The following is a 23,416-nucleotide window of genomic DNA, read 5'->3' as shown; positions in this document are numbered from 1 at the left end:
GGGCCGCCGCGTTGCGGTGACTACTACTTCGTGAACGCGTCGCGTACGTCGCGCCCGGCGTCCTTGACGTGCTCGCCGGCCTGCCGGGCCCGCGCCTCACCCTGCTGGGCGGCGCCCTCGGCCTGCAGCCGGTCGTTGTCGGTCGCGTCGCCGATGCGCTCCTTGGCGGCGCCGGTCAGCTCGTCGGCCTTGTTCTTCGCCTTGTCGGTGAAACCCATGTCGCCTCCCTCGGTCCGCTCCCTGGTCAAGGGTGCTTGTTTCGTTGTTGTTCTGGGTTCCCGGTGCCGGCTTGCCGGAAACCTGCCGGGGTTGGTGAGCGGGGGCTCATATCCGCTAAGGCATCCTAGGACACTAGGTGAAGAGAGCGACCCGCCGTGGTCGGTAAGTAGGCACTCCCCGGAACGTGGCCCGACCCCGCACAGACCGGCCGCGAGTCGAGAGTCAAGGTTGGCTTATATAAGCCGTGCGTGATAGAAAGCTCGGGTGCACGCGTTCGACGTTCTCGGTGACCCGGTGCGGCGGCGGATCCTCGAGTTGCTCGCCGAGGGCGAGCTGACCGCCGGTGCGGTCAGCGCCGCCATCGGCCGGGAGTTCCGGATCTCCCAGCCGGCGGTCTCCCAGCACCTGCGGGTGCTGCGCGACAACGGCTTCGCCACCGTGCGACCGGAGGGCACCCGCCGGCTGTACGCGATGAACCCGCAACCGCTGCGGGAGATCGACAGTTGGCTGGACAGCTTCCGCCGGTTCTGGACGCCGCCACTGCTCGCCCTCGACACCGAGTTGGCCCGGGGTCGGCGGGAACGCCGGCTGCGCGCCGAGGCCGACAGGCAGAACAGCGACGAACCTTCGACAGGAGAATCATGATCGATGTGACGTACCAGGTCAGCGCCGTCCAGCGGCGGGTCGGCACCCGTACGCTGCCCGCCGGGCAGGCCCGGGTGAGCACCATCAGCCGGACCTACGACGCCGCGCCGGAGGACGTCTGGGACGCCTGCACCAACCCCGAACGGATCCCCCGCTGGTTCCTGCCGGTCACCGGTGACCTACGCCTGCACGGCCGCTACCAGCTCGCGGGCAACGCCGGGGGCACCATAGAACGGTGCGACCCGCCGAAGGGCTTCACCGCCACCTGGGAGTTGGGCGGCGAAGTCAGCTGGATCGAGTTGCGCCTCACCAGCTCCCCCGACGGGGGCACCCTGTTCGAACTTGAACACATCGCCCACGTCGACGACGAGCGGTGGGACCAGTTCGGCCCGGCTGCGGTGGGAGTTGGCTGGGAGCTGGGGTTGCTCGGGCTCGCGTTGCACCTCACCGGCGGCGGCGCGCCCGTCGACCCGGCCGAGGTCGCCACCTGGACCGCCTCCGAGCAGGGGCGGGGCTTCATCACCGCGGCCGCCGAGCGGTGGGGCGAGGCGGACGCCGCCGGCGGCAGCGACCCGGCGAAGGCGCACGCGGCGGCGGCCCGGACGGCTGCCTTCTACACCGGTGCCGAGCCCGCCTGAGAAGGGCACGGCCGGGCGGATGCCGTTGGCGGGTCGGACGGGTAACGTGCTGCGGCGTGACCGCCGTACCGTTCTCCCACTGCTCCTACTGCGGCACCGGATACCCGGCGGCCGCCGGCTGGCCGCGGGTCTGCGCGACCTGCGGCCAGACCGTGTGGCGCAACCCGCTGCCGGTCGCGGTCGCCGTCCTGCCGGTCCGCACCGCCACCGGACTGGGCGTGGTGCTGGTCCGCCGCGACATCGAACCGGCCCGGGGTGAACTGGCCCTGCCCGGAGGCTTCATCGAGTACGGCGAGGAGTGGTCCGAGGCGCTGGTCCGGGAGCTGCGGGAAGAGACCGGTCTGCTCGCCCCGGCCGGACAGGCCCGCCTCTTCGCGGTGCACGGCGCTCCCGCCGGCGGCACCATCATGATCTTCGGCACGCTGCCCGAGCGCGACGCGGACGAGCTGCCGCCGTCGGCGCCGACCGAGGAGGCGACCGAGTGGCTGGTCGTCACCGAACCGGTCGAGCTCGCCTTCTCCACCCACACCCGGGTGCTCGCCGACTTCTTCGCCGGACACCGCGACCGGTAGGGGCCCGGCGCCCGGCCGGCCGACGGTGGCGGCGTAGGGCGGTCGGGATCACCGGCCCAGCAGGTCGGCGTGGGCGGCGCGGAGGCGGTCCAGCGTCGGGTCACCGCCCGGTGTGGACCTGCGGTCGAGCTCGGCCCAGGCCTCGGCGAGCGCCTCGGTGACCGCCCGCAGCTCGGCCGCGTGTCGGCGGACGCTCTGCTGGTGGCTGGCGTCGAGGCGGCGGGCCCAGCCGGCGGTCACCGTTGCGAGGCGTTCGGCGTCGGCGCGGGCCTGGGCCTGGGTGCGGGCCGCGCCGGCCGGGACGATCGCGGCGACCGGCCGGCTGTCCCGGTCCCGGGTGATCGTCGTGACGGTGTCGGTCAGCTCGGCCATCGCGACGAGCTGGGTCAGCCGGGTGCGGACCTCACGCAACGGCAGGGCGTGGGGCTGACCGGCGGCATGGGGAAGGGCGTGGGCAACCATGACCCCATGGTGCGCCCGGGGTACGACATTCCGGCCCGACGACCGTCGATGCGCCGCCTACGGTGACCGTGCAGGTCACGGCGATGGCGGGCAGGATGGCCTGCATGAAGTGGGTCAACCGTGCCATCCCTGTCACCCTCGCCGCCCTGGCCGGGCTCGCCGCCCGTGACCTGCTCCAGCGCGACCACGCCCTGCTGCGCAACTATCCCCTCGTCGGCCGGGCCCGGTACCTGCTGGAGTCGATCGGCCCGGAGCTGCGCCAGTACATCGTCGCCGGCAACGACGAGGAACGCCCGTTCACCCGGGACCAGCGGCGCTGGGTCTACGCCTCGGCCAAACAGGAGAACAACTACTTCGGGTTCGGCACCGACAACGACGTCGAGCACACCTCCGGCTACCCGGTGATCATGCACCGGACGTTCGGCCGGACCGCGCCGCCGTCAGCGCCCGCCGCCGGCCAGGACGTGCGGCTGCCGTGCGCCAAGGTGCTCGGTGGGGCGCGGGGCCGGGCCCGGGCCTTCCGCCCGGCCTCGGTGGTGAACATCGCCGGGATGAGCTTCGGCTCGCTGTCCGGTCCAGCGGTCGCGGCGCTCAACGAAGGCGCGGGGCTGGCCGGCTGCCTGCACAACACCGGCGAGGGCGGGCTGTCGCCGTACCACCGGCGGGGCGGGGAGCTGGTCTTCCAGCTCGGTACGGCGTACTTCGGTTGCCGGGACGAGCGCGGCCGGTTCAGCCTCGACCGGCTCAAGGACGTGGTGGCCGGCGCCCCGGTACGCGCGTTGGAGATCAAACTGAGCCAGGGTGCCAAACCCAGCCTCGGTGGGCTGCTGCCCGGGGCGAAGGTGTCGGCGGAGATCGCCGCCACCCGGGGCATCCCGGCCGGGCAGGACTGCGTCAGCCCGTCACGGCACGCCGAGTTCTCCGACTGCGACAGCCTGCTCGACTGGGTGGAGCTGCTGGCCGCCGAGACCGGTCTGCCGGTGGGGATCAAGTCCGCCGTCGGTGACCTGGGTTTCTGGACGGAGCTGGCCGACCTGATGCGCGACACCGGCCGGGGCGTGGACTACGTGAACGTCGACGGCGGCGAGGGCGGCACCGGCGCCGCCCCACTGATCTTCACCGACTCGGTGTCGCTGCCGTTCCAGCAGGGCTTCGCCCGGGTGTACCGGACCTTCGCCGAACGCGGCCTGCACGAGGACGTGGTCTTCTCCGGCAGCGGCAAACTGGGCCTGCCGGACAACGCGGTGGTGGCCTTCGCCCTCGGCTGTGACCTGGTCTCGGTGGGCCGGGAGGCGATGCTGGCGATCGGCTGCATCCAGGCCCAGCAGTGCCACGCCGACTCCTGCCCGACCGGGGTGGCCACCCAGAACCGGTGGCTGACCCGGGGCCTGGACCCGAGGTCGAAGGCGGTCCGGGCGGCGAACTACCTGCGGACCCTGCGCCGGGACCTGATCAAGGTGGCCGAGGCGTGCGGGGTGGAGCATCCGGGCCTGATCGGCACCGACTCGGTGGAGATGCTCGACGGGCGTACCTCCTCGACCCCGCTGCGGCAGGTGTACGGCTACCAGCCGGAGTGGGGGCTGCCGTCGGCGGCCGACCAGGCCGCGATCGTCGCGTTGATGGCCGGTACCGCGCCGCGCGGCGGCAGCGCCGAACCGTCCGCCACGGCCGTCGGCTGAACCGGTGCCGGGCACGTGGCCGTCGAGGTCCCGACCGGTGAGGGCATAAACTGTCGGGCGTGAGGCGTTCGCGGTGATCGACCAGGCACCGACCGGGTCGTACGGTCACCTCTGCTGGGCCTACGACGACCCGTCCGCCTTCGTGGCCCGCGCCGGGGAGTTCGTCGACGAGGGGCTGACCACCGGGCAACGCGTCTGGTACGTGGCCGACGACGGTCCGCCACCCGCGCTGCGTCGGCTCGCCGGCCTGACCGAGGCGATCCGACGCGACGCCGTCCGGGTCGTCCCGCTGTCGACCACCTACCTCGGTGCCCGCCGGGTCGACCCGCAGGCCCAGGTGAGCGCCTACGCGGCGCTCACCGAGCAGGCGCTGGCCGCCGGCTTCACCGGGTTGCGGGTGGTGGCCGACGTGACCTCGCTGGTGCGGGGGCCGGCGGAGCGTGCCGCGTTCGCCCGGTACGAGCACCTGGTCGACCGGTACATGCGGGCCCGACCGATGTCCGCGCTGTGTGCCTTCGACCGGCGGGTGCTCGGTGACCGGGCGGTCGACGAGCTGGCCTGCCTGCATCCCGAGACCAACGCGTCGGTGCTGTTCCGGCTGTTCGCCGCCGGGCCCGGTGAGGAGTGCGCCCTGGTGGGTGAGTTGGATCCGACCAACCACGAGTTGTTCCGGGCCGCGCTGACACACGCCGATCCCCGCGGCGTCGACGGCCGGTTGGAGGTGAGCGCCGCCGAGCTGCGCTACATCGACCACCGGTCCCTGATCCACCTGGACGAGCACGCCGGCCGGCACGGGGTGACCGCGGTGCTGCGGACCTCGCGCACCGCCGCCGCGCGCCTGGTCGAGGTGCTGAGCCTGTCCCGCGTCCGGGTGGAGACGGCGCGATGAGGACCGGGGCGGCGGCCGGACACCAGGGCTACTACCACGAGGCGGTCCGCTACGCCGGCGACGAGGACCTGCTCGCCGTGGTGGTGCCGTTCCTGCTCGGCGGGGTGGCGGCGGGTGAGCCGACGATGGTCGCCCTGGGCGAGCGCACCGCCGCGTTGGTCCGGGCGGAGCTGCCGGCCGACTGTGCGGTCACCTACCTGCCCGGTGGACGGATGTACGCCCGTCCCACCGCCGCGATCCGGTCCTATCAGCGGCTGTTCGGCTCGTTTGTGGCCGAGGGGGCCCGGCAGATCCGCGTCGTCGGCGAGGTGCCGACGGTCGCGCTCGGCCCCACCTGGGACTGGTGGGCGCGGTACGAGTCGGCGATCAACCACGCCTATGACGAGTTCCCGTTGTGGAGCATGTGCGCGTACGACCTGCGCACCACTCCCCCCGCGGTGCTCGACGACGTCGCCCGCACCCATCCCCGGGTGGCCACGGCCGACGGCCGGCACGTGCCGAGCCCCGGTTACCAGGACCCGGTGACGTACCTCGGCCAGCCGCGACCGGTGCTGGCCGACCCGGTGCAGCAGTCGACGCCGGTCGCGGAGTTGACCGACCCGACCCCGGTGCAGGCCCGCGCGGCGGTCTACGCCGCCGATGACGGTCGGCTGCCGGTCGACGACGTCGAGGATCTGGTGGTGGCGGTGAGCGAGGCGGTGACCAACGCCCTGCGCCATGGCCAGCCGCCGGTCCGGTTCCGGCTCTGGCGGGCCCCCGACCGGATGGTCGTCACCGTCGCCGACGCCGGCGACGGTCCGAAGGACCCGTTCGTCGGGCTCCTGCCGGCCGGCGGTGACGCCCCGGGTGGGCTCGGCCTGTGGATCACCTACCAGTCCTGCAACCACGTCACGATGCAGCGGGGTCCCGGTGGGTTCACGCTGCGGTTGACCGCCGGGAACCCGCACGTCGCCCGGTGAGGCGTCGAGCGGTGTCGACTCAGCTCGCCGGGCCCGCGGTGTCGGTGGTACGGGTCTCGACCACCACGGCGATGCCGTCGAGCACCCGCTGCAGGCCGAACTCGAAGGCGTGCTCCGGGTGGTAGGCCGCGCCGTGGGCCTGGCCGGCGGCGGTGCCCACCCGGGTCGCGGTGGGATAGGTGTCGTCGCCGACGTACCGCTTCAGGTAGGGGGCGTGCGACTGCCACCACTGTCCCTCGGTCAGGCCGGTGTCGCGTTCCAGGTTCACCTGGTCCCAGGCGGCCCGGGCGGCGCTCTTGACGTGCCCGAGCACCAGGGTGAGCACGCTGTCCATCTCCAGGTCGGTCAGGCCGACGCCGTCGACGGCGCGTAGTTCGTAGTCGTACTTGGCCATCAGGTTGGGGCCGAGCACCGGACGGGACGTCTCGGCCTGCAGCAGCCACGGGTGACGTCGGTACAGCGCCCAGTTCTCCCGGGCCACCTGCTCCAGCCGGGCCCGCCAGCCGGTCGGCTCGGCCGGTCGTGCGGTCTCGGCGTACACGGTGTCGACCATGACGTCGAGCAGTTCGGCCTTGCCCGGCACGTAGGTGTAGACCGACATGGTGCCGACGGCGAGGGCGTCGCTCACCCGCCGCATGGTGAGGGCGCCGAGGCCTTCGGCATCGGCGATCTCGATGCCCTGGCGGACGATCCGGTCGACGCTGAGCGCCGGGCCGCCGCCCCGGCTGACCGGCTCCCGGGTGCGCCAGAGGATCGCCAGGCTCCGGGCCGGGTCGACGACGGTTCTGCGGTCACCGGGCATGCCGACCATCCTGCCCGATCCCGGTCGGCCCACCGAGCCGGGTGGGACCGCCGCCACGTATGGGATTCCCACCGGGCGGGTAGGGAGGGGCCATGACCTTCTCCATCGTCGCCCGCTGTCCCCGTACCGGCCAGCTCGGGGTGGCGGCCCTGACCGCCACCGCCGGGGTGGGCAAGCTGCTCTCCCACGTGCGCAACGGTGCCGGGGCGGTGGCCACCCAGGCCACCCACAACCCCTTCCTGGCCTACGACGGCCTGCCGATGCTCGCCGAGGGACGGTCCCCCCGCGAGGTCTTCGACGAACTGCTGGCCAACGACCCGGGACGGGACGTCCGCCAGGCCGGTGTCGTCGACGCCCAGGGCCGCTCCCACGCGTTCACCGGTGCCAGGACGCTGCCCTGGTCGGGCCAGCACGTCGGGTCCGGTTTCGCCGCCCAGGGCAACCGGTTGGCCGGCCCCGAGACCCTGGCGGCCATCGTCCGCGGCTACCAGCAGGACCCGGAGGCCGACCTGGTCGAACGGTTGCTCTGCGCCATCGAGGCCGGCGAGGACAGCGGCGGGGACCGCAAGGGGGCCGGCTCGGCGACCATCACGGTCATCTCCGAGGAGCCGTACCCGCTGTGGGACCTGCGGGTCGACGACGCCGACGACCCGGCCCGGGAGTTGCGGCGCCTCTACGGGGTGTTCCAGGAGGAGATGCTGCCGATCGTGCGGGGCCTGCCCACGCGCGACGACCCGATGGGGGAATCGGCGCGCCAGGTCCTCGCCGGCGGCACGGCGGGCGCCTGACCGGCACCGCCGCGACGCCCAGGTACCTTCGGCGCACGGACGGCCCGGCGGAGCCGGCTCGGTGCCGCGCCGCTCAGTGCGCGGGCACGGCCACCGGATCCGGCTCCAGGCCGGCGAGCCGACCGGGTCGCACCACGACCAGCAGGACCGCGGTGGCGGCCAGCATTCCGCCGGCCACCACGACGGCCATCGCCGTCGCCCCGGTGCCCAGCACCCCCACCAGCGGGGCCGCCAGCGCGCCCACCCCGAACTGCACCGCCCCGAGCAGGGCCGAGGCGGTGCCGGCCGCCTCACCGTGCCGGGACAACGCCAGGGCCGGCGCGTTCGGCATGGCCAGACCCGCCGCCGCCAGTACCACCCACAACGACACCAACAGACTCGGCAGCCCACCGAACCCGGTCGCGGCCACCGCGAGCAGCACCAATCCGGCGCCGGTGCCGACGCCCAGGGCCACCATCAGGATCCGCTGCGGCGACCACCACCGCAGCAGCCGCACGTTGAACTGGGTCGCCCCGATCAACCCGACCGCGCCCGCGCCGAAGGCCAGTCCGAACTCCTGTTCGTTGAGCCCGTACTGTCCCTGCAGCACGAACGACGACCCGGAGACGTAGGCGAACAGCGCCGCCATGGCCAGCCCGGCGACCAGGACCAGACCCACGAAGGTACGGTCACGCAGCAGCGAGCCGTACACCCGGGCGGTCGCCACCACTCCCCCACGCCGTCGTCGGGCCGGCGGCAGCGTCTCGGCCAGGCCGACCACGGCGACCCCTACCAGCAGCAACCCGAAGACGGCCAGCGCGACGAACACGCCCTGCCAGTTCGTCCAGCGCAGCAGCCCACCGCCGAGGGTCGGGGCGAGCACCGGTGCCGCACCCATCACCAGCAGCAGCCGGGACAGCAGGCGGGCGAAGGCCACCCCACCGAACAGGTCCCGTACCACGGCCATCGCCACCACCGAGGTCGCCGCCACCCCGAGACCCTGCACCACCCGCAGCGCGCCGAGCACCGCGATGGTCGGCGCGACCACGCAGAGCAGCGAGGCCACGACGTGCAGCACGATGCCGGCGATCAGCGGCCGGCGCCGCCCGACCGCGTCGGAGAGCGGGCCGATCAGCAACTGGCCGACCGCCAACCCCGCCAGGGTGCCGGTGAGGGTCAGCTGCACCGCCGCCGAGGTGGTCCGGAAGTCCTCGACGATCGCCGGGAACGCGGGCAGGTACATGTCGATGGTCAGCGGGCCCAGCGCCACCAGCGAGCCGAGCACCAGGACCAGGCGCAACCGCTGCCCGGTGCTCATCAGCTCACCCGGGGTCGGCGCCGCCGCCGGCGGGCCGACGGTCTTGCTCGGTGCGGTCATCGGCTCGGCTCCGACCATGGGTCAGGGGTACCGGCGGGAAGCCGGCGTCCGGTGGGGATCAGCGCAACAGTCACACTCTGCTGCAAATCCTCGACCCGCGCGCTGATTCCCGCTTTCCGGAGTAAGCACGGTCACAGCGACTCGTCGGTCACGTTCAGCCCTCGTCGGCGCGCATCGCCTCGACCGCCGTACCGGCGTAGTGGCAGGCCACCCGGTGTCCGTCGGTCACCGGGGCGAGCAGCGGTTCGGTGTCGGCGCAGTCCGCCCGGGCCTGCGGGCAGCGGGTACGGAACCGGCAGCCGCTGGGCGGGTTCGTCGGACTGGGGATGTCACCATGCAGGATGATCCGCCGCCGGTGCCGTTCGACCTGCGGATCGGCGACCGGGATCGCCGAGAGCAACGCGGCGGTGTACGGGTGGGCGGGCGCCCGGTACAGCTGCGCCGGGGTGCCGGTCTCCACGATCCGACCCAGGTACATCACCGCGACCCGGTCGCTCATGTGCTCCACGGCCGCCAGGTCGTGGGCGATGAACAGGTACGTCAACGACAGGTCCCGTTGCAGGCTGCGCAGCAGGTTCATGCTCTGCGCCTGGACGCTGAGATCGAGCGAGGCGATCGGCTCGTCCAGGACGATCAGGTCCGGCTCACCGGCCAGGGCACGGGCGATGCCGACCCGCTGCCGTTGCCCACCCGAGAGCTCGTGCGGGTGCCGCCCGGCCACCTCGGCGCGTAGACCCACCAGGTCCAGCAGCTCACCGACCCGACGCCGACGCGCCTGGGCGGAGTCGGCCAGCCGGTGCACGACCAGCGGCTCGGCGATGCTCTCGCCGATGGTGCGGCGCGGGTCCAGCGACGCCTGCGGGTCCTGGAAGACCATCGCCACCCGGCGGCGCAGCCCCCGCAGCCGACGTCGGGACCACCCGGTGACGTCCTGGCCCGCCACCCGGATCAGGCCGGCGCTCGGGTCGACCAGCCGCAGCAACGCCAGCCCGGTGGTCGACTTGCCGCTGCCGGACTCCCCGACCAGCCCGAGGGTCTCCCCCCGCCGGATGCGCAGTGAGACCCCGTCGACGGCGCGTACCGGCGGGCCGCCGCGCACCGGGAACCACACCTTGAGGTCGTCGAGCTCGGCGACGTGCGCCGCCTCGGCCGCGGTGCTCATCACGCCTCCGACCGTGGATAGAAGGTACGGACCCGGTGGCCCGGGCTGATCTCGGTCAGCGGCGGCAGCTCGTTTTCGCAGCGGGCGTCGCCGCGTACCGGGCAGCGGGGCCAGAACGCGCAGCCGGCGGGGAGGTCCAGTGGGTTCGGTGGGGAGCCCTGGATGGCCGGCAGGTCACCACCGGAGCGCGCCGGGTCGGGCCGGGCGGCCAGCAACGCCCGGGTGTACGGGTGCGACGGACTGGCGAACACCTCGTCGACCGTGCCCTGCTCGACGATCCGTCCGCCGTACATGACCGCCACGGTGTCGGCGACCCCGGCCACCACCCCCAGGTCGTGGGTGATCCAGACGACCGCGGTACCGAGTCGGCGTTGCAGGTCGGCGACGAGTTCGATGATCTGGGCCTGGGTGGTGACGTCCAGGGCGGTGGTCGGCTCGTCGGCGATCAGCAGGTCCGGTTCGCAGGCCAACGCCATGGCGATGACGGCCCGCTGCCGCATCCCCCCGGAGAACTGGTGCGGGTGCTCGTCGACCCGCCGGTCCGCCGAGGGGATACCGACCAGGTCGAGCAGTTCCACCGCCCGTCGGCGGGCCTGCCGACGGGTCAGCCCCAGGTGTTCCTCGCCGGCCTCGGCGACCTGCCGGCCGACGGTCAGCACCGGGTTGAGCGAGGTCATCGGGTCCTGGAAGACGAACCCGACGTGCCGACCGCGCATCCGGCGTCGCCGCTGCTCGGGCAGGGTGGTGAACTCCTCGCCGAGCAGCCGGACCTGCCCGGTGACCCGGGCCGTGCGGGGTGCCAGACCGGTCGCGGCCAGCACCGTCATGCTCTTGCCGCTGCCGGACTCGCCGACCAGGGCGAGGGTCTGCCCGGCCCGTACCGACCAGTCGACGCCGGCGACCGCGTGGGCCGGGCCACGACGGGTGCCCAGGGTCACCGTCAGACCCTCGATGGCGAGTACCTCCCGGGTGGTCGTCATCGGCTGCTCCTTCTGGCCTCGTTGACGGTGAGCTGACGCGGGTCCAGCACGTCGCGCAGCGCGTCACCGACCAGGTTGAACGCCAGCACGGTGAGGAAGATCGCGGCGCCGGGGAAGAACCCCAGCCACCAGGCGTCGGTGACGAACCCCCGGCCGTCGAAGAGCATCCGCCCCCAGGCCGGGTCGGGTGGCTGGATGCCGAGGCCGAGGAAGGAGAGCGCGGCCTCGGAGAGGATCGCGAAGGCCAGCGACAGCGAGGTCTGCACGATCAGCGGCGCCGCCACGTTCGGCAGCACGTGCCGGCGCATGATGCGCAGGTCGGAGGTGCCGATGGAGATGGCGGCCCGGACGAAGTCCTGCTCCCGGACCGCCAGCACGCTGGCCCGGGTGACCCGGGCGAAGATCGGCGTGTAGACCACCCCGATCGCCACCATCGCGGTACGCAGGCCGGGCCCGAGCACCGCCACGATGGCCACGGCCAGCAGCAGCACCGGGAACGCGAACAACACGTCCATGCCGCGCATCAGCACGTTGTCGGCCCAGCCCCGGTAGTACCCGGCCAGCAGCCCGACGGTGACCCCGACGGTCAGCGCGATGCCCACGCTGACCAGGCCGACCTGCAACGACACCCGGGCGGCGACCAGCACCCGACTGAGCACGTCGCGGCCGAGTTCGTCGGTGCCGAACGGGTGGTCCAGGCTGGGCGGTTGCAACATCCGGTCCACGTCGACCTCGTTGATCCCGGCCGGGGCGAGCCACTGCCCGGCCACCCCGACCACGAGCAGGACCAGCAGCACCAGGGCGCCGCCCAGGGCGAGCGGGTCATGGCGCAGCGCCGTCAACACCCGGCGCCAGGTGCCGTCGTCGGGGCCGGTCGACGCGGCGTCGCGGTGGCCGGTCATCGGAGGGTGATCCGCGGGTCGAGGCGGGCGTAGAGGATGTCCACCAGCAGGTTCACCAGCAGGAACAGGCTGGCGACGAAGAGCACGGCGCCCTGCAGCACCGGATAGTCGCGGGCCTGGACCGCGTCGTAGGTCAGCCGGCCGACGCCCGGCCAGGCGAACAGCACCTCGATCACGATCACCCCGCCCACCAGGCTGGCCACCTGCACCGCCACCACGGTCACCACCGGGATCAACGCGTTGCGCAGCACGTGCCGTGACACCACCACCCGGGGCCGCAGACCCTTGGCCTCCGCGGTGCGTACGTAGTCCTCGGAGAGCACCTCCAGGACCGAGGACCGGATGAAGCGGGTCAGGATCGAGGCGGTCACCAGCCCGACCGAGGCCGCCGGCAGGATCACGTGGGAGGCCCACCGCAGCGGGTCGTCGGTCAACGCCACGTACCCCGACGGGGGAAGCCAGCCGAGGACGCCGGCGAAGAGCAGGATCGCCATGATGCCCATCCAGAAGTCCGGCACCGAGACCCCGAACTGGCTGAACACCCGGGCGGCGTGGTCCAGCAGCGAGCCGCTGCGCACCGCGGAGAGCACGCCCAGCGGGACGGCGACCAGCAGGGCCAGCAGCACCGCGGTCACCGCCAGGGAGAGCGTCGCGGGCAGCCGGTCCAGGACGATGGTGGTGACCGGCTGCCCGCTGCGGAAGCTGACGCCGAGGTCACCGGTGAGGGCGTGCGCGACATAGCTGAGGTACTGCTCCACCAGGGGCCGGTCCAGCCCGGAGCGTTCCCGCAGCGCGTCGTACGTCTCCTGGTCGAACCGGGTCCCGAGCGCCACCCGGACGGGATCGCCCGGGACCAGTTGCAGCAGCAGGAAGACGACGAGCGTCACCCCGAGCAGCACGACGGCCGACTGCAACAGTCGACGGAGGATGAACCGACCCACGTCGCGTCTCCCCGCCGACTCAGCCGGTCAGGCCGACGTCGCGGAACCGGATAGCCCGGTCGGTGCGGACCTGGTAGCCGCTCACCTGCGTCGACCAGCCCTGCACCACGTTCGGGTTGTACAGGTAGACGTAGCTGGCGTCGTCGACGATCTGCTTCGCCGCCTGCTGGTACGTCTGCCTGCGGGCCGCCTCGTCGGTCTGGGTACGGGCCTGGTCGAGCAGCCGGTCCACGGCCGGGTTGCTGTACTTGTGGAAGTTGAACGTCCCGCCGGTGCGGTGCTGGGCGTAGTAGAACTCGTCCGGGTCGATGTTGCCGAGCCAGCCCAGCAGGAACGCGTCGAAGGTGCCCTTGCCCTGTTCGTCGAGCCACTGGGCGAAGTCCAGGGTGCGGATCTTGACGTCGATCCCGATCTCGCCGAGCTGGGACGCGATGACCTGCGCGGCGCTGACCGTCTCGGGGTACTCGCTGGTCACCATCAGGTCCAGGCTCAGGTCGCGCACGCCGGCCTGGTCCAGCAGCTGACGGGCCTGGGCGACGTCGTGGCGGTACGGCGCGTACTCGTAGTACCAGTTGCTGCCCTGCGGGATGGCGGTCTGGTTCGCCGTGGCCTGACCGAACTTGGCCGCCCGGGTGATCGCCTCCCGGTCCAGGGCGAAGGCGACGGCCCGGCGGACCGCCACGTTGTCGAAGGGGGCCCGGCCCTGGTTGAGGGCGAGGTACCAGTAGTCGGTCGAGGGCGCCGACTCCACGGTGAGCCGGTCGTCCTGTTTGAGCGAGTCGACCTGCTGCGGGGGCAGGTTGTCGGTCCAGTCGACCTCGCCGCCGCGCAGGTTCTGCAGGGCCACCGTCGGGTCGGAGACGAAGGTGAACCGCACCCCGTCGAGCCGGGTCGGGCCCGCCCAGTAGTGCTCGTTGCGGGTCAGCTGGATGCTGTCGCCGGAGGTGTAGCTCGCCACCGCGAACGGCCCGGTGCCGACCGGCTTGGTGGTGATCTCGCCGGACTCGACGTTGGACTTCTTGACGATCGCCACGCCCTTGAAGCCACCGAGGTTGGCCAGCAGGTTCGGGGTGGGCGCGGTCAGGGTGACCACCACGGTGGCCGGGTCGGTGGCGGTCACCGACCGGACGGTCTCGAACTTGTACGCGGCGTTGAGCTTCCCGTCGATGATCCGGGTGTACGAGTAGACCACGTCGTCGGCGGTCAGCGGTGAGCCGTCGGAGAACCGCACCCCCTCACGCAGGGTGAAGGTCCAGGTCAACTGGTCGTCGCTGGTGGTCCACCTCGTCGCCAACGCCGGTGCCATCTTCAGGTCGGCGTCCGGCTCGACCAGGGTGTCGTAGACGTTCTCCAGCACCTGGAAGCTGTAGTAGGCAGAGGTGCGGTGCGGGTCGAGCTGGTCCGGTTCGCCGCCGATGGCGGCGTTGAGGATCCCTCCGGTGCCGCCGGTCGGGTCGGCTCCCCCGACGTCGACGCTCTCACCGGAGCTGCAGCCGACCAACCCCACAAGGGAGAGTGCGACGAACGCTCCGACCAATCTGGATCTGGTCATGGACCTGCTCCCCCTCCGTCGACCGGACCCGCGACCCTGCCGCGTCCTGTCCGGTCTGCTTGCCCCACCCCGTCGGTCGGGCAAACCTGTTCGGCCAGGAACTCTCCCGCCGGCCGTCGTCAGCGGCACGTCCCGGCCACGTCGAGAGTCGGCCGGCAGTCGGTGCGGCCGTGGTCGGGGAACCGGCGGGCGCCGGCACCCTGTAGGCCGAGCACGTCGTCGGGATTGGAGTACGGGCACGAGGTCAGCGACAGACAGCCGCAGCCGATGCAGTCGGCGAAGCGGTCCCGCAGCGCGGTGAGTTCCTCGATCCGGCCGGTCAGCTCGTCGCGCCACTGCCGGGAGATCCGGGCCCAGTCCCGGGCGGTGGCCACCTGTCCCTCGGGGAACTGGTCGAGGGCCTCCTTGACCCGGCGCAGCGGCACCCCGAGCCGCTGGGCGGTGCGGATGAAGGCGATGACCCGCAGCGTGTCGCGCCGGTACTCGCGCCGGTTCGCACTGGTCCGGCGGCTGCGGATCAACCCGAGCCGCTCGTAGTAGTGCAGCGCCGAGACGGCCACCCCGGCCCGCTCGGCCACCTGTCCGGGCCGCAACCAGATCATCGTGGCGTCGAGCTGCGGCATGGCGTCCCCTCTGCGGTCCGGTGTCCTGACCCGCCCAGCCTCCGACCTCAACCGCGGTTGATGTCAACCCGGCAGGCGTGGAGGTCGCTCAGGTGCCCGCCAGGGCCGAGCGGACCAGCCCGGCCAGCCGGCGCAGCCCGTCGCCGGCCCAGATCGAGTGGTGGGTGCCGGGTACCAGGTGTTCGGTCAGGTCGGTCACGGTCGGCGCCCACCGCAGGTGCGGCCCGTCCGAGTCCGCGGCGACCAGGTGCACCACCGGGCCGTGGTACGCGCCGGTCACCTGGTAGCCGTAGGACGCCTCGACGTGGGCGTGGAACACCGCGTACCGCCCGGTCAGCAGTTCCTCGTCCAGATCCGGCGGCACGACGCCGGCGCGTACCGCCGCGGTGAAGACCGCCGCCGCGTCGGCGTCGGCCGGCAGCCCGGTCAGGACGCCGTCCAACGACGGTGGTGGTGTCCCGCCGGCGGCGAGCAGGTCGTGCAGGAACCGCTCGGCGATCTCCCGTTCGTCCGGCAGCGCGGCGAGGTGCGGCACACTGACGTCGACCAGCACCACCCGGGGCACCCGCGCCCCGGCCGCGGTGAGCCGTTTTGCCAGGTCCAGGGCGATGACCCCGCCGAGCGACCAGCCGAGCAGCAGGAAGTCCCCGGCCGGCCGGAACGCCCGCAGGGTGTCGGCGTACTCGGCGCAGAGCGCGGGCAGCGAGGTCACCGGCTCGCGGTCGTCGTCGAAGCCGGGGGCCTCGATGCCGTACACCGGGCGGTCGTCGCCGAGGATCCCGGCCAGCGGCTGGTACGGGTACGCCGACCCGGAGCCGGGGTGCACGCAGAACAGGGGTGTCCCGCTGCCGCCGGTGGCCAGCGGGACGATCCGGTCGAGGTCGAGTGACGTCGTCACGCCCCGCTGCCCCCCGTCTTCTGGTCGACCGCCGCCGCGACCGCCCGCACGGTCGGGTTGCCGTACATCGTCCGGACGCTGAGCTTGATGCCGAAGCCCTTGTTGATCCGGCTGACCACCCGCATCGCCTGCAACGAGTTGCCGCCGACGGCGAAGAAGGACTCCTGCGCGCCGACGCCGTCGCGGGAGAGCACCTCGCCGAAGATGTCGGCCACCCGCTGCTCGGTCGGCGTCCGGGGCGCGTCGTCTGCGGCGTCGGCCGTCGGACCAGCCGGGGCGGCACCGTCGCCGGGCCCCTCCAGGGTTTCCAGGCGCAGGTCGGCGCTCCACCGCACCCGCTCACCGGTGCGCACGACGTACCCGCCGGGGCGGAACGGGTCGGCGACGGCCTGCGGGTCGGTGCCGGTCGGCTCGACGACGCGCAGCAGCTCACCGGGCACCCCCCGGGGCAGCAGGTTCAGCGTCGGGTCGACGACGTAGACCGGTCCGGTCGCGTCGGCGTCCCGGCCGGCGGCGAGGAGCTGCTCGGCCTCGGCGCCGGTCACCAGCGCCAGCTGCGACAACCGCCGGTCCGGGTCGGCGGCGGCGCCGCGCAGGACCGTCTCCAGGTGGCCGAGCAGCGCCTCGATGCGCCACCTGTCGAACAGGTCGCTGGCGTACTCGACGTTGGCCCGCAGTCCGTCGCCGGTGTCGATGAGGTTGATCGCCATGTCGAAGCGGGAGGTGCGCGACTCCAGCGGCACGTACTCGGCGGTCACCTCGGGCAGGTCCAGGTTCTCCCCCGAGTTGCTCTCGCCGAGCAGTTGGAGGCTGACGTCGAACAACGGGTTGCGGTCGGCGTCACGCACCGGGCGTACCGCGTCGACCACCTGGTTGAACGCGACCTCCTGGTGCTCGTAGAGCTCCAGCGTGCCGTCGGCGACCCGGTCGATCAGCTCGCCGAAGGTCGGGTCCCCGGACAGGTCGGTGCGCAGCACCGTCATGTTGACGAACATACCGACCAGCGCCTCGAGCTCCGGTTCCGGCCGGCCCAGCATGGGCACCCCGACCGGTACGTCCACCGCGCCGGTGTAGCGGGAGAGCACCAGGTCGAACGCGGCGGCGAGCACCATGAAGGGCGAGGCGTTGTGGTCGTCGGCCAGCCGCTGGACGAGCCCGCGCAGGTCGGCGGGGAACTGCCGGATCAGCGTCGCGCCCCGGTGCTCGGCTGCGCCCGGGCGGGGCCGGTCGGCCGGCAGGTCCAGCACCGGCAGGCCGGCCAGCCGCTCCCGCCAGAACGCCAGCTCCTCGGCGAGCACCGCACCGGTGAGCCGGTCCCGCTGGGCCTGGGCGTAGCCGGTGAAGTCCAGGTCGGCGTCGTCGAAGGTGGGCTCGCCGCCGGCGTGCAGGCTCCGGTACGCCCCGGCCAGCTCGGTGTTGACCACCGCGGCCGACCAGCCGTCGGTGACGATGTGGTGGAAGCCCTGGCAGAACACGTACTCGTCGTCGGCCACCCGCAGCAGCGCGAACCGGCACAGCGGCCCGGCGGCCAGGTCGAACGGCTCGTCGCGGCGGGCGTCGATCTCGGCCCGGACCCGCTGCTCCCGCTCGGCCGGCGGCAGCGTACGCAGGTCCGTCACCGGCAGCGGCACCTCGCCGGCGGGGGTCACCCGCTGGTACGGCTCGCCCTCGACGTGGTCGATGGTCACCCGCAGCGCCTCGTGCCGGGCCACCACCAGCGTCAGGGCGCGGCGCAGCAGGTCCACCCGCAGCGGCCCGCGCAGCCGCCACACCATCAGCACGGTGTAGGTGGCCTCGCCGGGGGCGAGTTGGTCGAGGAACCACAGTTGTTCCTGGGCGAGGGAGAGCCGCCGGACCCGGGTGTCGGGGCGGTCGTCGGATCCGATGTCGACCGTCATGTCGTCCTCCTTGGGTCAGTCGGTGCCGGCCGGCGCGGGGTCGCCTACCGGTTCGGGCATCGTGCGTAGCCGCACCACCGACGACAGGGCCAGCGGTACGACCATCGCCGCCGAGCCGACCGCCACCACGGTCAGCGCGGCACGCAGGCTCATCGCGCCACCGATCAGGCCGGCGACCAGGCCGCCGAGCGCCGCCCCGCCGAACAGCAGGGTGCGGAAGGCCGCGTTCATCCGGCCCATCAGCGCGGTCGGGGTGCTGGTCTGGCGGATGGTCAGCTGCACCACGTTGGACAGCCCCGAGCCGAGGTAGCCCAGCAGCAGCGAGAGCATGAACAGGCCGACCACCACCGGCCGGGGGCCGTCGGCAAGCGGGATCAGCAGCGGGGTGGTGTAGATGGCGGCCAGGGCCACCCCGTAGACCAGGCCGACCGGAAACAGGCGGATGATCGCCCGGGAGACCAGGGCACCCACCAGCGCACCGACCGCCGACACCGACAGGATCAACCCGACGGTGGCCGCGTTCAGGCCCTTGTCCCGCACGGCGTAGAGCAGGAACAGCGTCGACACGCAGGTGAGGGAGAAGTTGGTGAACGGGGCCAGCAGGGCCAGCGGCCGCAGCAGCCGGTGGCCGAACACCCAGCGCACACCCTCGAGGAGTTCCCGGCCGACGTGGCGTTGCGCCGCCCGAGGCGGGGCCGGCTCCGGGGTCCGGATCCAGAGCAGCATGGCCAGCGAGGCCAGGTACGACAGGGCGTCGACCACCAGCGCGGTGGGCGGGCCGAGCCAGCCGATCAGCACCCCGGCCGCGCCGGGGCCGGCCACGTCGGCGGTGGACTGGGTGACGCCCATCTTCTGGTTGGCCTCGACGAACCGCGTCGGGTGCTTGACCAGGGTGGGCACGAACGACAGCCAGCTCACCTCGAACAGCACCGAGAAGATCCCGACCACACAGGCGATGACCATCAGGCCGCCGATGGGCAGCAGGTCGTAGAAGGCCAGCAGCGGCACCATCGCGATCGCGACCAGCCGGACGCTGTTGGCCAGCAGCATGATCGGCTTTCGCCGGTAGCGGTCCACCCAGACGCCGAAGAGCATCGCCAGGAACAGGTACGGCGCCCACTGCAGGAACCGCAGCAGACCCACCTGCTGGGCGGTGGCGTTGAAGTAGATCACCGCGGTCAGCGGCAGGGCCAGGTTGGTGATCTGGCTGCCGAACAGCGACAGCGCCTCGCCGGACCAGAACTTGAGGAAGTCCTGGTTGTGCCAGAGCGACCGGTCCGACGCGGCGGGGGGCTCCGGCGCGACGGTGCCGTCGGGGTGGTCCACGACGGTCATGGCAGTCTCCTCTCGCCGGTGCCGACCAGCTCACCCAGCCAGGACACGAACGCCGACGTGCGCAGGACCCCGGAGTGGCCGCCGGGGAAGCTGCGCACCGTGCAGGGCTGCTCGGTGTGCCGCCGCCAGGCGGTGACGCCGTCGGCCGGGGCCAACGTGTCGGTGTCGCCCCGGGCGGCGAGGATCGGGACCGGCAGCCGGGCTGCGGCGGTGGTGTCGAAACCGGTGAGCAGCCGCATGTCGGTCACCACCGTCTCGGCGACGATCTCGCGCCAGTCGTCCGACGGAGCGGCGGCCAGCGCGTCGGGGTCGATGTCGGCCAGGTACGCCGCCGCGTCGGCGGGGGTGCCGGTGGCCCGCGTCGGCACCTCCAGCAGCGCGGGTGCGGTGGCGCCGACCGGCACCAGGGCACTGACCCGCACGGTCGGGGGCAGGCGCAGGGCGGTGGCGTACGCGACGTAGGCGCCGAAACTGTGCCCGAGCAGCACCGTGCCGGCGGCCCCCCGGTCGACGATCTGCTTCGCGCAGCCGTCGACGAGGGCGTCGAACGACTCCGCCGGCACGCCGAAGCCACGCCCGGTGCGGCCCGGGTAGCGCACCAGCCACGCCCCGGCGCCGACCGCGTCGACCAGGGGCTGGAACTCGCCGCCGAAGGAACCGGCGCCGCAGAAGATCGCGATGTCGTCCACGGTCACCTCCCGGCCGGGGAGGTCACCGGTGCCGCCGGTCGCCGGCGCAGCCGCAGGAACGCCAGGCAGAGCAGGGCGAACAGGGCCCAGCACAGCCACATCGGCGGGCCGGCCAGCAGGGTCACGGCGAGCACCGTCACCGCGCAGGCCACGCTCACCCACCGGGCCAGCTCGCCGGAGGCCAGTTTGGCGAACGCGGCGGCGCCGACGCCGTACAGCACGAAGTAGATGCCGCCGGAGACGACGAACAGCACCTGGAAGCCGACCAGTCCGCTGGTGGAGAGCACCACGATCGCGGTCAGGGCCGCCCCGACCGCCAGGACCGCGGTGACCGGGTTGCGGTCGTGCTCGCGGACCCGGCTCAGCGGCGCGGGCAGGTAGCCGCTGCGGGCCATGCCGAAGACCAGCCGGGACAACGCGAACACCGAGGCGCAGACGTTGGCGGTGATGCACGCGACGGCCAGCAGCAGCATGATCGGCCGGCCCAGGTCACCGAGGGCGTGCTGGGCGAGGATCAGCAGCGGCGCCGACTCCAGGGCCTTCTCGGCGGGGTCCACCACGGCGAAGAGGCTCAACAGCAGCAGCGCGTAGAGCGCCACCACGATCACGTACGAGGCGGCGAAGATCCGCGGGATGAGGTCGGGCCGCTTGTGTTCCTCGAAGGTGAACGCCACCGTCTCCCAGCCGGTGAAGGCCACGTACACGGCGGTGAGCACCGCGCCGAGGGTGCCGAAGCGGGGCAGCGTGGTGGCCGGTGCGGTCACCCCGTTGGCCTTCAGCGCGAAGACCGCGGTGCAGAGCACCAGGGCGAACAGCGCGACGATCAGGCCGACCTGCAGCCGGCCCGACACGTTGGCGCCCAGGCACGCCACCACCGTGGCACCGACCAGCACGGCCACCGGGAACACCCAGTTGAGGCTGGCCACGCCGGAGAACTCGGCGACGTAGCGGCCACCGGTGATGGCGGTCGCCGGGATGCCGGCTACCAGCGCCAGGGCGGCCAGCATCCCGGCGGTACGGCCGACCGCCGGGCCGAAGGTGATCCCGGAGTAGTGCGCGACCCCGGAGGCCGACGGGTGGTGCCGGCCGAGCCAGGCGTAGCAGTAGAGCAGCGGGACGACCGAGACCGCCGCGACGGCCCAGGGTATCCACGCCGACCGGCCCAGCTCGTGGTAGCTGGTGCCGGGCAGGATCATCATCCCGCTGCCCAGGATGGTGGCCAGCGCCACGAAGGTGCCGACCGTACCGCCCATCCTCCGCTGAAGATCGCTCACACCCGCTCCACCTGGTCGGTCAGGGCTCCGGTGACCACCCGTTCGAGCAGCCCTACCGATGTCTCGTCGATGCCGTGGCCGCCGTCGGTGACGATCACCTGGAAGTCGCCGTCGACCCGCCGCCACCAGTCGACGCACCGCTCGGGTGGGATGAACGCGTCGCCGCGCATGGACAGCAGGTGCAGGGTGGCGACGGCGTCGCCGGCGGCCACCTGCTCGGCCAGCCGGTCGGCGACCCGGGCCTCGTCGCGCAGCCCGTCGGCGATCTCGGCGAGCATGTCCTCGTCGTCGAGCAGGTCCTGCGGGAAGCCGTCGTGGGCCAGCAGGGTGCCGATCTCGGCGTCGGAGAGGTCGGTCATGGTCGGGATGCGGCCGGCCTGGTCCGGGCAGGGGGTGTTGACGGCCAGCACCCGCACCGGCAGCCCCAGCGCAGCGGCGAGGCCGTCGGCGATCCGGACCGCGGAGAGCCCACCCATGCAGTGGCCGAACAGCAGCACCCGGCCGACCGGGTGATCCGCGGTGGCCTGCCGCAGCCGCTCGACGGTGGCCGCCCGCCACCGCCCCGACTCGACCGCGTCGACCGAGTCGGGGTTGGCCAGGGCCAGGTACACCAGGCCGCGCCGGGCGGCGAGTTTCTCCACCTGCTCCAGGGTGGTGCCGCCGGAGCCGGCCGCCGGGAACGCGGCGACCAGGTCCACGGGGTCGGCATGCGGGCTCATGCGCCGAGGTCCCGGGCCTTGACCACCTCGACCGGCAGTTCGGTCAGGCCCAGCATGAAGTTGGAGTGCAACCGTTGCGGGGTGCCCACCACGGTGAATGCCTTGTCCCAGGCGGCCAGTTCCTCGAGGAACATCTGAATCTCCAAGGTCGCCGCCGGTGCGCCGATGCAGCGGTGCACCCCCGCGCCGAAGGCGATCTGCTTGTTGTCGGGTCGGTCGATTATGAACGAGTCGGGGTTGTCGAACACCGTCGAATCGCGGTTGGCCGACATGTTCCACAGGGTGACGAAGCTGTCGGCGGGGATGGTGTACCCACCTATCTCGACATCGGAAACCGTCAACCGCTGGACATAACTGTTTGTCGAGGTCCAGCGCAGGAACTCGTTGGTGGCGACGTCGCTGGAGACGTTTCCGTCGACCAGTTTGCGCCACTGCGCGGGCTCGTCGTGAATGGTGCTCACGCAGAGGCTTGCCGTGTGCGGGGTGGTCTCGTTGCCGCCGACGGCCACGTTCAGGCCGTTGAGCAGCGCCACGTCCCGGGTCAGCTGGCCGGAGGCGACGCACTGCGCCAGGAAGCCGATCATGTCCTGGTCGTCGCCGGTGCGCAGCCGCTGGCCGATCAGGTCGTCGATGAAGTCCAGGACGTCGAGCTGGGCGTCGACAAGCGAGTCCAACGGGGAGTCCCCGACGTAGGCCTGGTCGCGGTAGCCGATCATCACCCGGGTGTGGTCCAGCAGGGTGGTGGCGTCGTCCGGGCCGATGCCGAAGAGCACCTCCAGCACGCCCTTGGGCAGCGCGGGCGCCACGACGGTGCTGAAGTCGAGGCGGTCGCCCACCGACAGCTGACCCAGCGCGTCGCGGATGTTGCGCCGGACGGTCTCGCCGATGCGGGCCAGCATCGCCCGACTGAAACCGCTGGTCTTGATGGGTTTCTTGATGATGCCGTGGGCCGGTTCGTCGGCCACGATGAGCATCCGACCGGAGGCGGAGTCCTTCTCCGGCCGGTACGACCCGTCGACCATGGTGCCGTAGGCGGAACTGAGCCGGACGTGGTCGACGTAGGCGGTGTACACGTCGGCGTAGCGGGTCAACGCGTAGAACGCGTATCCGTCGGAACGGCGGTGCAGCGACACCGGGGCGTTCTCGCGCAGGTCGGCCAGATAGGCGTACGGGTCGTCCTCGGCGAAGAACCGCGCCGAGTACAGCGGACTGTCCTCAACGACCAACATGCTGCGCTCCGATCAGCTCGACGATGCCCGCCGGGGTACGCCCGCCGAAGAACACGTGTCCGGGCACCTGGACGCCGGTCTGCTGGCGCAGCATCGCCCGGCAGCGCAGCACCGACAAAGAGTCGACACCGGCGGAGAAGATGTCGGTGTCCGGCGCGACCTCCTTGTCGGCCACCTTCCGCACGCAATCGATGATCATTTCTA

The 23,416-nt window shown here is 72.5% G+C and carries 25 protein-coding genes; 7 read left to right on the top strand and 18 right to left on the bottom strand.

Annotation, left to right across the window (positions count from 1 at the left end):
- Window positions 1–23 precede the first annotated feature (23 nt).
- Window positions 24–218 (bottom strand): CsbD family protein, encoded by a 195-nt coding sequence (locus ACN28G_RS11080; protein ID WP_091438322.1) that lies wholly within the window; start codon window positions 216–218, stop codon window positions 24–26.
- A gap of 265 nt (window positions 219–483) precedes the next feature.
- On the opposite strand from ACN28G_RS11080, the gene ACN28G_RS11075 reads away from it, so the two are divergent.
- Genes ACN28G_RS11075 through ACN28G_RS11065 form a run of 3 tightly spaced genes read left to right on the top strand, consistent with a single transcriptional unit; the run spans window position 484 to window position 2,074 of the window.
- A complete protein-coding gene (locus ACN28G_RS11075) occupies window positions 484–864 on the top strand; it encodes an ArsR/SmtB family transcription factor (RefSeq protein ID WP_091438319.1) in 381 nt (126 codons plus the stop codon).
- The gene (locus ACN28G_RS11070; protein WP_421479048.1) at window positions 861–1,502 is read left to right on the top strand and encodes an SRPBCC domain-containing protein; all 642 of its coding nucleotides are present in this window, start codon (window positions 861–863) and stop codon (window positions 1,500–1,502) included. The genes ACN28G_RS11075 and ACN28G_RS11070 overlap by 4 nt, the downstream gene beginning before the upstream one ends.
- A 56-nt stretch (window positions 1,503–1,558) precedes the next feature.
- Window positions 1,559–2,074 carry an NUDIX domain-containing protein gene (locus ACN28G_RS11065; RefSeq protein ID WP_091438313.1) on the top strand — a complete coding sequence of 172 codons (516 nt, stop codon included), beginning with the start codon at window positions 1,559–1,561 and terminating at the stop codon, window positions 2,072–2,074.
- 48 nt (window positions 2,075–2,122) lie between these two features.
- On the opposite strand, the gene ACN28G_RS11060 is transcribed toward ACN28G_RS11065, so the two are convergent.
- The gene (locus ACN28G_RS11060) at window positions 2,123–2,536 is read right to left on the bottom strand and encodes a type II toxin-antitoxin system Phd/YefM family antitoxin (protein ID WP_421479047.1); all 414 of its coding nucleotides are present in this window, start codon (window positions 2,534–2,536) and stop codon (window positions 2,123–2,125) included.
- Window positions 2,537–2,640: 104 nt separating this feature from the next.
- Between ACN28G_RS11060 and ACN28G_RS11055 the strand changes: the two genes are divergently transcribed.
- The 3 genes from ACN28G_RS11055 (at window position 2,641) to ACN28G_RS11045 (ending at window position 6,063) form a co-directional block, all read left to right on the top strand.
- Window positions 2,641–4,215 carry an FMN-binding glutamate synthase family protein gene (locus ACN28G_RS11055; RefSeq protein WP_091446470.1) on the top strand — a complete coding sequence of 525 codons (1,575 nt, stop codon included), beginning with the start codon at window positions 2,641–2,643 and terminating at the stop codon, window positions 4,213–4,215.
- Window positions 4,216–4,288: 73 nt separating this feature from the next.
- Entirely contained in the window at window positions 4,289–5,104 is an 816-nt protein-coding gene (locus ACN28G_RS11050; protein WP_217628824.1) for an MEDS domain-containing protein, read from the top strand.
- Complete coding sequence (locus ACN28G_RS11045) at window positions 5,101–6,063, top strand: anti-sigma factor RsbA family regulatory protein (RefSeq protein ID WP_421479046.1); 963 nt, start codon at window positions 5,101–5,103, stop codon at window positions 6,061–6,063. Before ACN28G_RS11050 ends, ACN28G_RS11045 begins: the two co-directional genes overlap by 4 nt.
- Window positions 6,064–6,082: 19 nt before the next feature.
- On the opposite strand, the gene ACN28G_RS11040 is transcribed toward ACN28G_RS11045, so the two are convergent.
- Entirely contained in the window at window positions 6,083–6,865 is a 783-nt protein-coding gene (locus tag ACN28G_RS11040) for a TetR/AcrR family transcriptional regulator (RefSeq protein ID WP_421479045.1), read from the bottom strand.
- A 92-nt stretch (window positions 6,866–6,957) separates the two neighbouring features.
- On the opposite strand from ACN28G_RS11040, the gene ACN28G_RS11035 reads away from it, so the two are divergent.
- Window positions 6,958–7,653 carry a DUF1028 domain-containing protein gene (locus ACN28G_RS11035; protein ID WP_421479044.1) on the top strand — a complete coding sequence of 232 codons (696 nt, stop codon included), beginning with the start codon at window positions 6,958–6,960 and terminating at the stop codon, window positions 7,651–7,653.
- A 73-nt stretch (window positions 7,654–7,726) separates the two neighbouring features.
- On the opposite strand, the gene ACN28G_RS11030 is transcribed toward ACN28G_RS11035, so the two are convergent.
- The 15 genes from ACN28G_RS11030 to ACN28G_RS10960 all read right to left on the bottom strand — a co-directional run bounded on the left by ACN28G_RS11030 (window position 7,727) and on the right by ACN28G_RS10960 (window position 23,396).
- Entirely contained in the window at window positions 7,727–8,950 is a 1,224-nt protein-coding gene (locus ACN28G_RS11030) for a multidrug effflux MFS transporter (RefSeq protein ID WP_421480890.1), read from the bottom strand.
- A 214-nt stretch (window positions 8,951–9,164) separates the two neighbouring features.
- Window positions 9,165–10,172 carry an ABC transporter ATP-binding protein gene (locus ACN28G_RS11025; RefSeq protein ID WP_421479043.1) on the bottom strand — a complete coding sequence of 336 codons (1,008 nt, stop codon included), beginning with the start codon at window positions 10,170–10,172 and terminating at the stop codon, window positions 9,165–9,167.
- Complete coding sequence (locus tag ACN28G_RS11020; RefSeq protein ID WP_091438296.1) at window positions 10,172–11,152, bottom strand: ABC transporter ATP-binding protein; 981 nt, start codon at window positions 11,150–11,152, stop codon at window positions 10,172–10,174. Before ACN28G_RS11020 ends, ACN28G_RS11025 begins: the two co-directional genes overlap by 1 nt.
- Window positions 11,149–12,054, bottom strand: a complete 906-nt coding sequence (locus ACN28G_RS11015; protein WP_091438292.1) for an ABC transporter permease — start codon at window positions 12,052–12,054, stop codon at window positions 11,149–11,151. The genes ACN28G_RS11020 and ACN28G_RS11015 overlap by 4 nt, the downstream gene beginning before the upstream one ends.
- The gene (locus ACN28G_RS11010) at window positions 12,051–12,995 is read right to left on the bottom strand and encodes an ABC transporter permease (protein WP_091438289.1); all 945 of its coding nucleotides are present in this window, start codon (window positions 12,993–12,995) and stop codon (window positions 12,051–12,053) included. Before ACN28G_RS11010 ends, ACN28G_RS11015 begins: the two co-directional genes overlap by 4 nt.
- A gap of 19 nt (window positions 12,996–13,014) precedes the next feature.
- The gene (locus tag ACN28G_RS11005; protein ID WP_091438285.1) at window positions 13,015–14,547 is read right to left on the bottom strand and encodes an ABC transporter substrate-binding protein; all 1,533 of its coding nucleotides are present in this window, start codon (window positions 14,545–14,547) and stop codon (window positions 13,015–13,017) included.
- Between the two features lie 119 nt (window positions 14,548–14,666).
- Window positions 14,667–15,170, bottom strand: a complete 504-nt coding sequence (soxR, locus tag ACN28G_RS11000) for a redox-sensitive transcriptional activator SoxR (RefSeq protein ID WP_091438280.1) — start codon at window positions 15,168–15,170, stop codon at window positions 14,667–14,669.
- 88 nt (window positions 15,171–15,258) lie between these two features.
- Window positions 15,259–16,068: an alpha/beta fold hydrolase gene (locus ACN28G_RS10995; protein WP_091438276.1), complete on the bottom strand. Its 810-nt coding sequence runs from the start codon at window positions 16,066–16,068 to the stop codon at window positions 15,259–15,261.
- Entirely contained in the window at window positions 16,065–17,966 is a 1,902-nt protein-coding gene (locus ACN28G_RS10990; RefSeq protein WP_421479042.1) for a condensation domain-containing protein, read from the bottom strand. Before ACN28G_RS10990 ends, ACN28G_RS10995 begins: the two co-directional genes overlap by 4 nt.
- Before the next feature lie 15 nt (window positions 17,967–17,981).
- Entirely contained in the window at window positions 17,982–19,301 is a 1,320-nt protein-coding gene (locus tag ACN28G_RS10985) for an MFS transporter (protein WP_421479041.1), read from the bottom strand.
- On the bottom strand, window positions 19,298–19,990 hold the full coding sequence (locus ACN28G_RS10980) for a thioesterase II family protein (RefSeq protein ID WP_175440549.1): 693 nt from the start codon (window positions 19,988–19,990) through the stop codon (window positions 19,298–19,300). Before ACN28G_RS10980 ends, ACN28G_RS10985 begins: the two co-directional genes overlap by 4 nt.
- Before the next feature lie 2 nt (window positions 19,991–19,992).
- Window positions 19,993–21,264 carry an APC family permease gene (locus ACN28G_RS10975; protein WP_421479040.1) on the bottom strand — a complete coding sequence of 424 codons (1,272 nt, stop codon included), beginning with the start codon at window positions 21,262–21,264 and terminating at the stop codon, window positions 19,993–19,995.
- A complete protein-coding gene (locus tag ACN28G_RS10970; protein ID WP_091438257.1) occupies window positions 21,261–21,983 on the bottom strand; it encodes a thioesterase II family protein in 723 nt (240 codons plus the stop codon). Before ACN28G_RS10970 ends, ACN28G_RS10975 begins: the two co-directional genes overlap by 4 nt.
- Complete coding sequence (locus tag ACN28G_RS10965; protein WP_091438254.1) at window positions 21,980–23,212, bottom strand: cytochrome P450; 1,233 nt, start codon at window positions 23,210–23,212, stop codon at window positions 21,980–21,982. The genes ACN28G_RS10970 and ACN28G_RS10965 overlap by 4 nt, the downstream gene beginning before the upstream one ends.
- On the bottom strand, window positions 23,199–23,396 hold the full coding sequence (locus ACN28G_RS10960) for an acyl carrier protein (protein ID WP_175440548.1): 198 nt from the start codon (window positions 23,394–23,396) through the stop codon (window positions 23,199–23,201). The genes ACN28G_RS10965 and ACN28G_RS10960 overlap by 14 nt, the downstream gene beginning before the upstream one ends.
- Window positions 23,397–23,416: the final 20 nt, after the last annotated feature.

Origin of the sequence: Micromonospora sp. WMMA1923 (genome assembly GCF_049179195.1) — a bacterium.
GTDB lineage: Bacteria > Actinomycetota > Actinomycetes > Mycobacteriales > Micromonosporaceae > Micromonospora > Micromonospora yangpuensis.
Note: the sequence above shows the minus strand (reverse complement) of the source record. Positions and strands in the feature narration are given on the sequence as shown.

What these genes read in the sequence shown, in the direction of transcription:
- ACN28G_RS11080 (WP_091438322.1), bottom strand. Translation starts at nt 218, where the DNA reads ATGGGTTTCACCGACAAGGCGAAGAACAAGGCCGACGAGCTGACCGGC.
- ACN28G_RS11070 (WP_421479048.1), top strand. Translation starts at nt 861, where the DNA reads ATGATCGATGTGACGTACCAGGTCAGCGCCGTCCAGCGGCGGGTCGGC.
- ACN28G_RS11060 (WP_421479047.1), bottom strand. Translation starts at nt 2,536, where the DNA reads ATGGTTGCCCACGCCCTTCCCCATGCCGCCGGTCAGCCCCACGCCCTG.
- ACN28G_RS11055 (WP_091446470.1), top strand. Translation starts at nt 2,641, where the DNA reads ATGAAGTGGGTCAACCGTGCCATCCCTGTCACCCTCGCCGCCCTGGCC.
- ACN28G_RS11045 (WP_421479046.1), top strand. Translation starts at nt 5,101, where the DNA reads ATGAGGACCGGGGCGGCGGCCGGACACCAGGGCTACTACCACGAGGCG.
- ACN28G_RS11040 (WP_421479045.1), bottom strand. Translation starts at nt 6,865, where the DNA reads ATGCCCGGTGACCGCAGAACCGTCGTCGACCCGGCCCGGAGCCTGGCG.
- ACN28G_RS11035 (WP_421479044.1), top strand. Translation starts at nt 6,958, where the DNA reads ATGACCTTCTCCATCGTCGCCCGCTGTCCCCGTACCGGCCAGCTCGGG.
- ACN28G_RS11030 (WP_421480890.1), bottom strand. Translation starts at nt 8,950, where the DNA reads ATGAGCACCGGGCAGCGGTTGCGCCTGGTCCTGGTGCTCGGCTCGCTG.
- ACN28G_RS11025 (WP_421479043.1), bottom strand. Translation starts at nt 10,172, where the DNA reads ATGAGCACCGCGGCCGAGGCGGCGCACGTCGCCGAGCTCGACGACCTC.
- ACN28G_RS11020 (WP_091438296.1), bottom strand. Translation starts at nt 11,152, where the DNA reads ATGACGACCACCCGGGAGGTACTCGCCATCGAGGGTCTGACGGTGACC.
- ACN28G_RS11015 (WP_091438292.1), bottom strand. Translation starts at nt 12,054, where the DNA reads ATGACCGGCCACCGCGACGCCGCGTCGACCGGCCCCGACGACGGCACC.
- ACN28G_RS11005 (WP_091438285.1), bottom strand. Translation starts at nt 14,547, where the DNA reads ATGACCAGATCCAGATTGGTCGGAGCGTTCGTCGCACTCTCCCTTGTG.
- soxR (WP_091438280.1), bottom strand. Translation starts at nt 15,170, where the DNA reads ATGCCGCAGCTCGACGCCACGATGATCTGGTTGCGGCCCGGACAGGTG.
- ACN28G_RS10990 (WP_421479042.1), bottom strand. Translation starts at nt 17,966, where the DNA reads ATGACGGTCGACATCGGATCCGACGACCGCCCCGACACCCGGGTCCGG.
- ACN28G_RS10985 (WP_421479041.1), bottom strand. Translation starts at nt 19,301, where the DNA reads ATGACCGTCGTGGACCACCCCGACGGCACCGTCGCGCCGGAGCCCCCC.
- ACN28G_RS10970 (WP_091438257.1), bottom strand. Translation starts at nt 21,983, where the DNA reads ATGAGCCCGCATGCCGACCCCGTGGACCTGGTCGCCGCGTTCCCGGCG.
- ACN28G_RS10965 (WP_091438254.1), bottom strand. Translation starts at nt 23,212, where the DNA reads ATGTTGGTCGTTGAGGACAGTCCGCTGTACTCGGCGCGGTTCTTCGCC.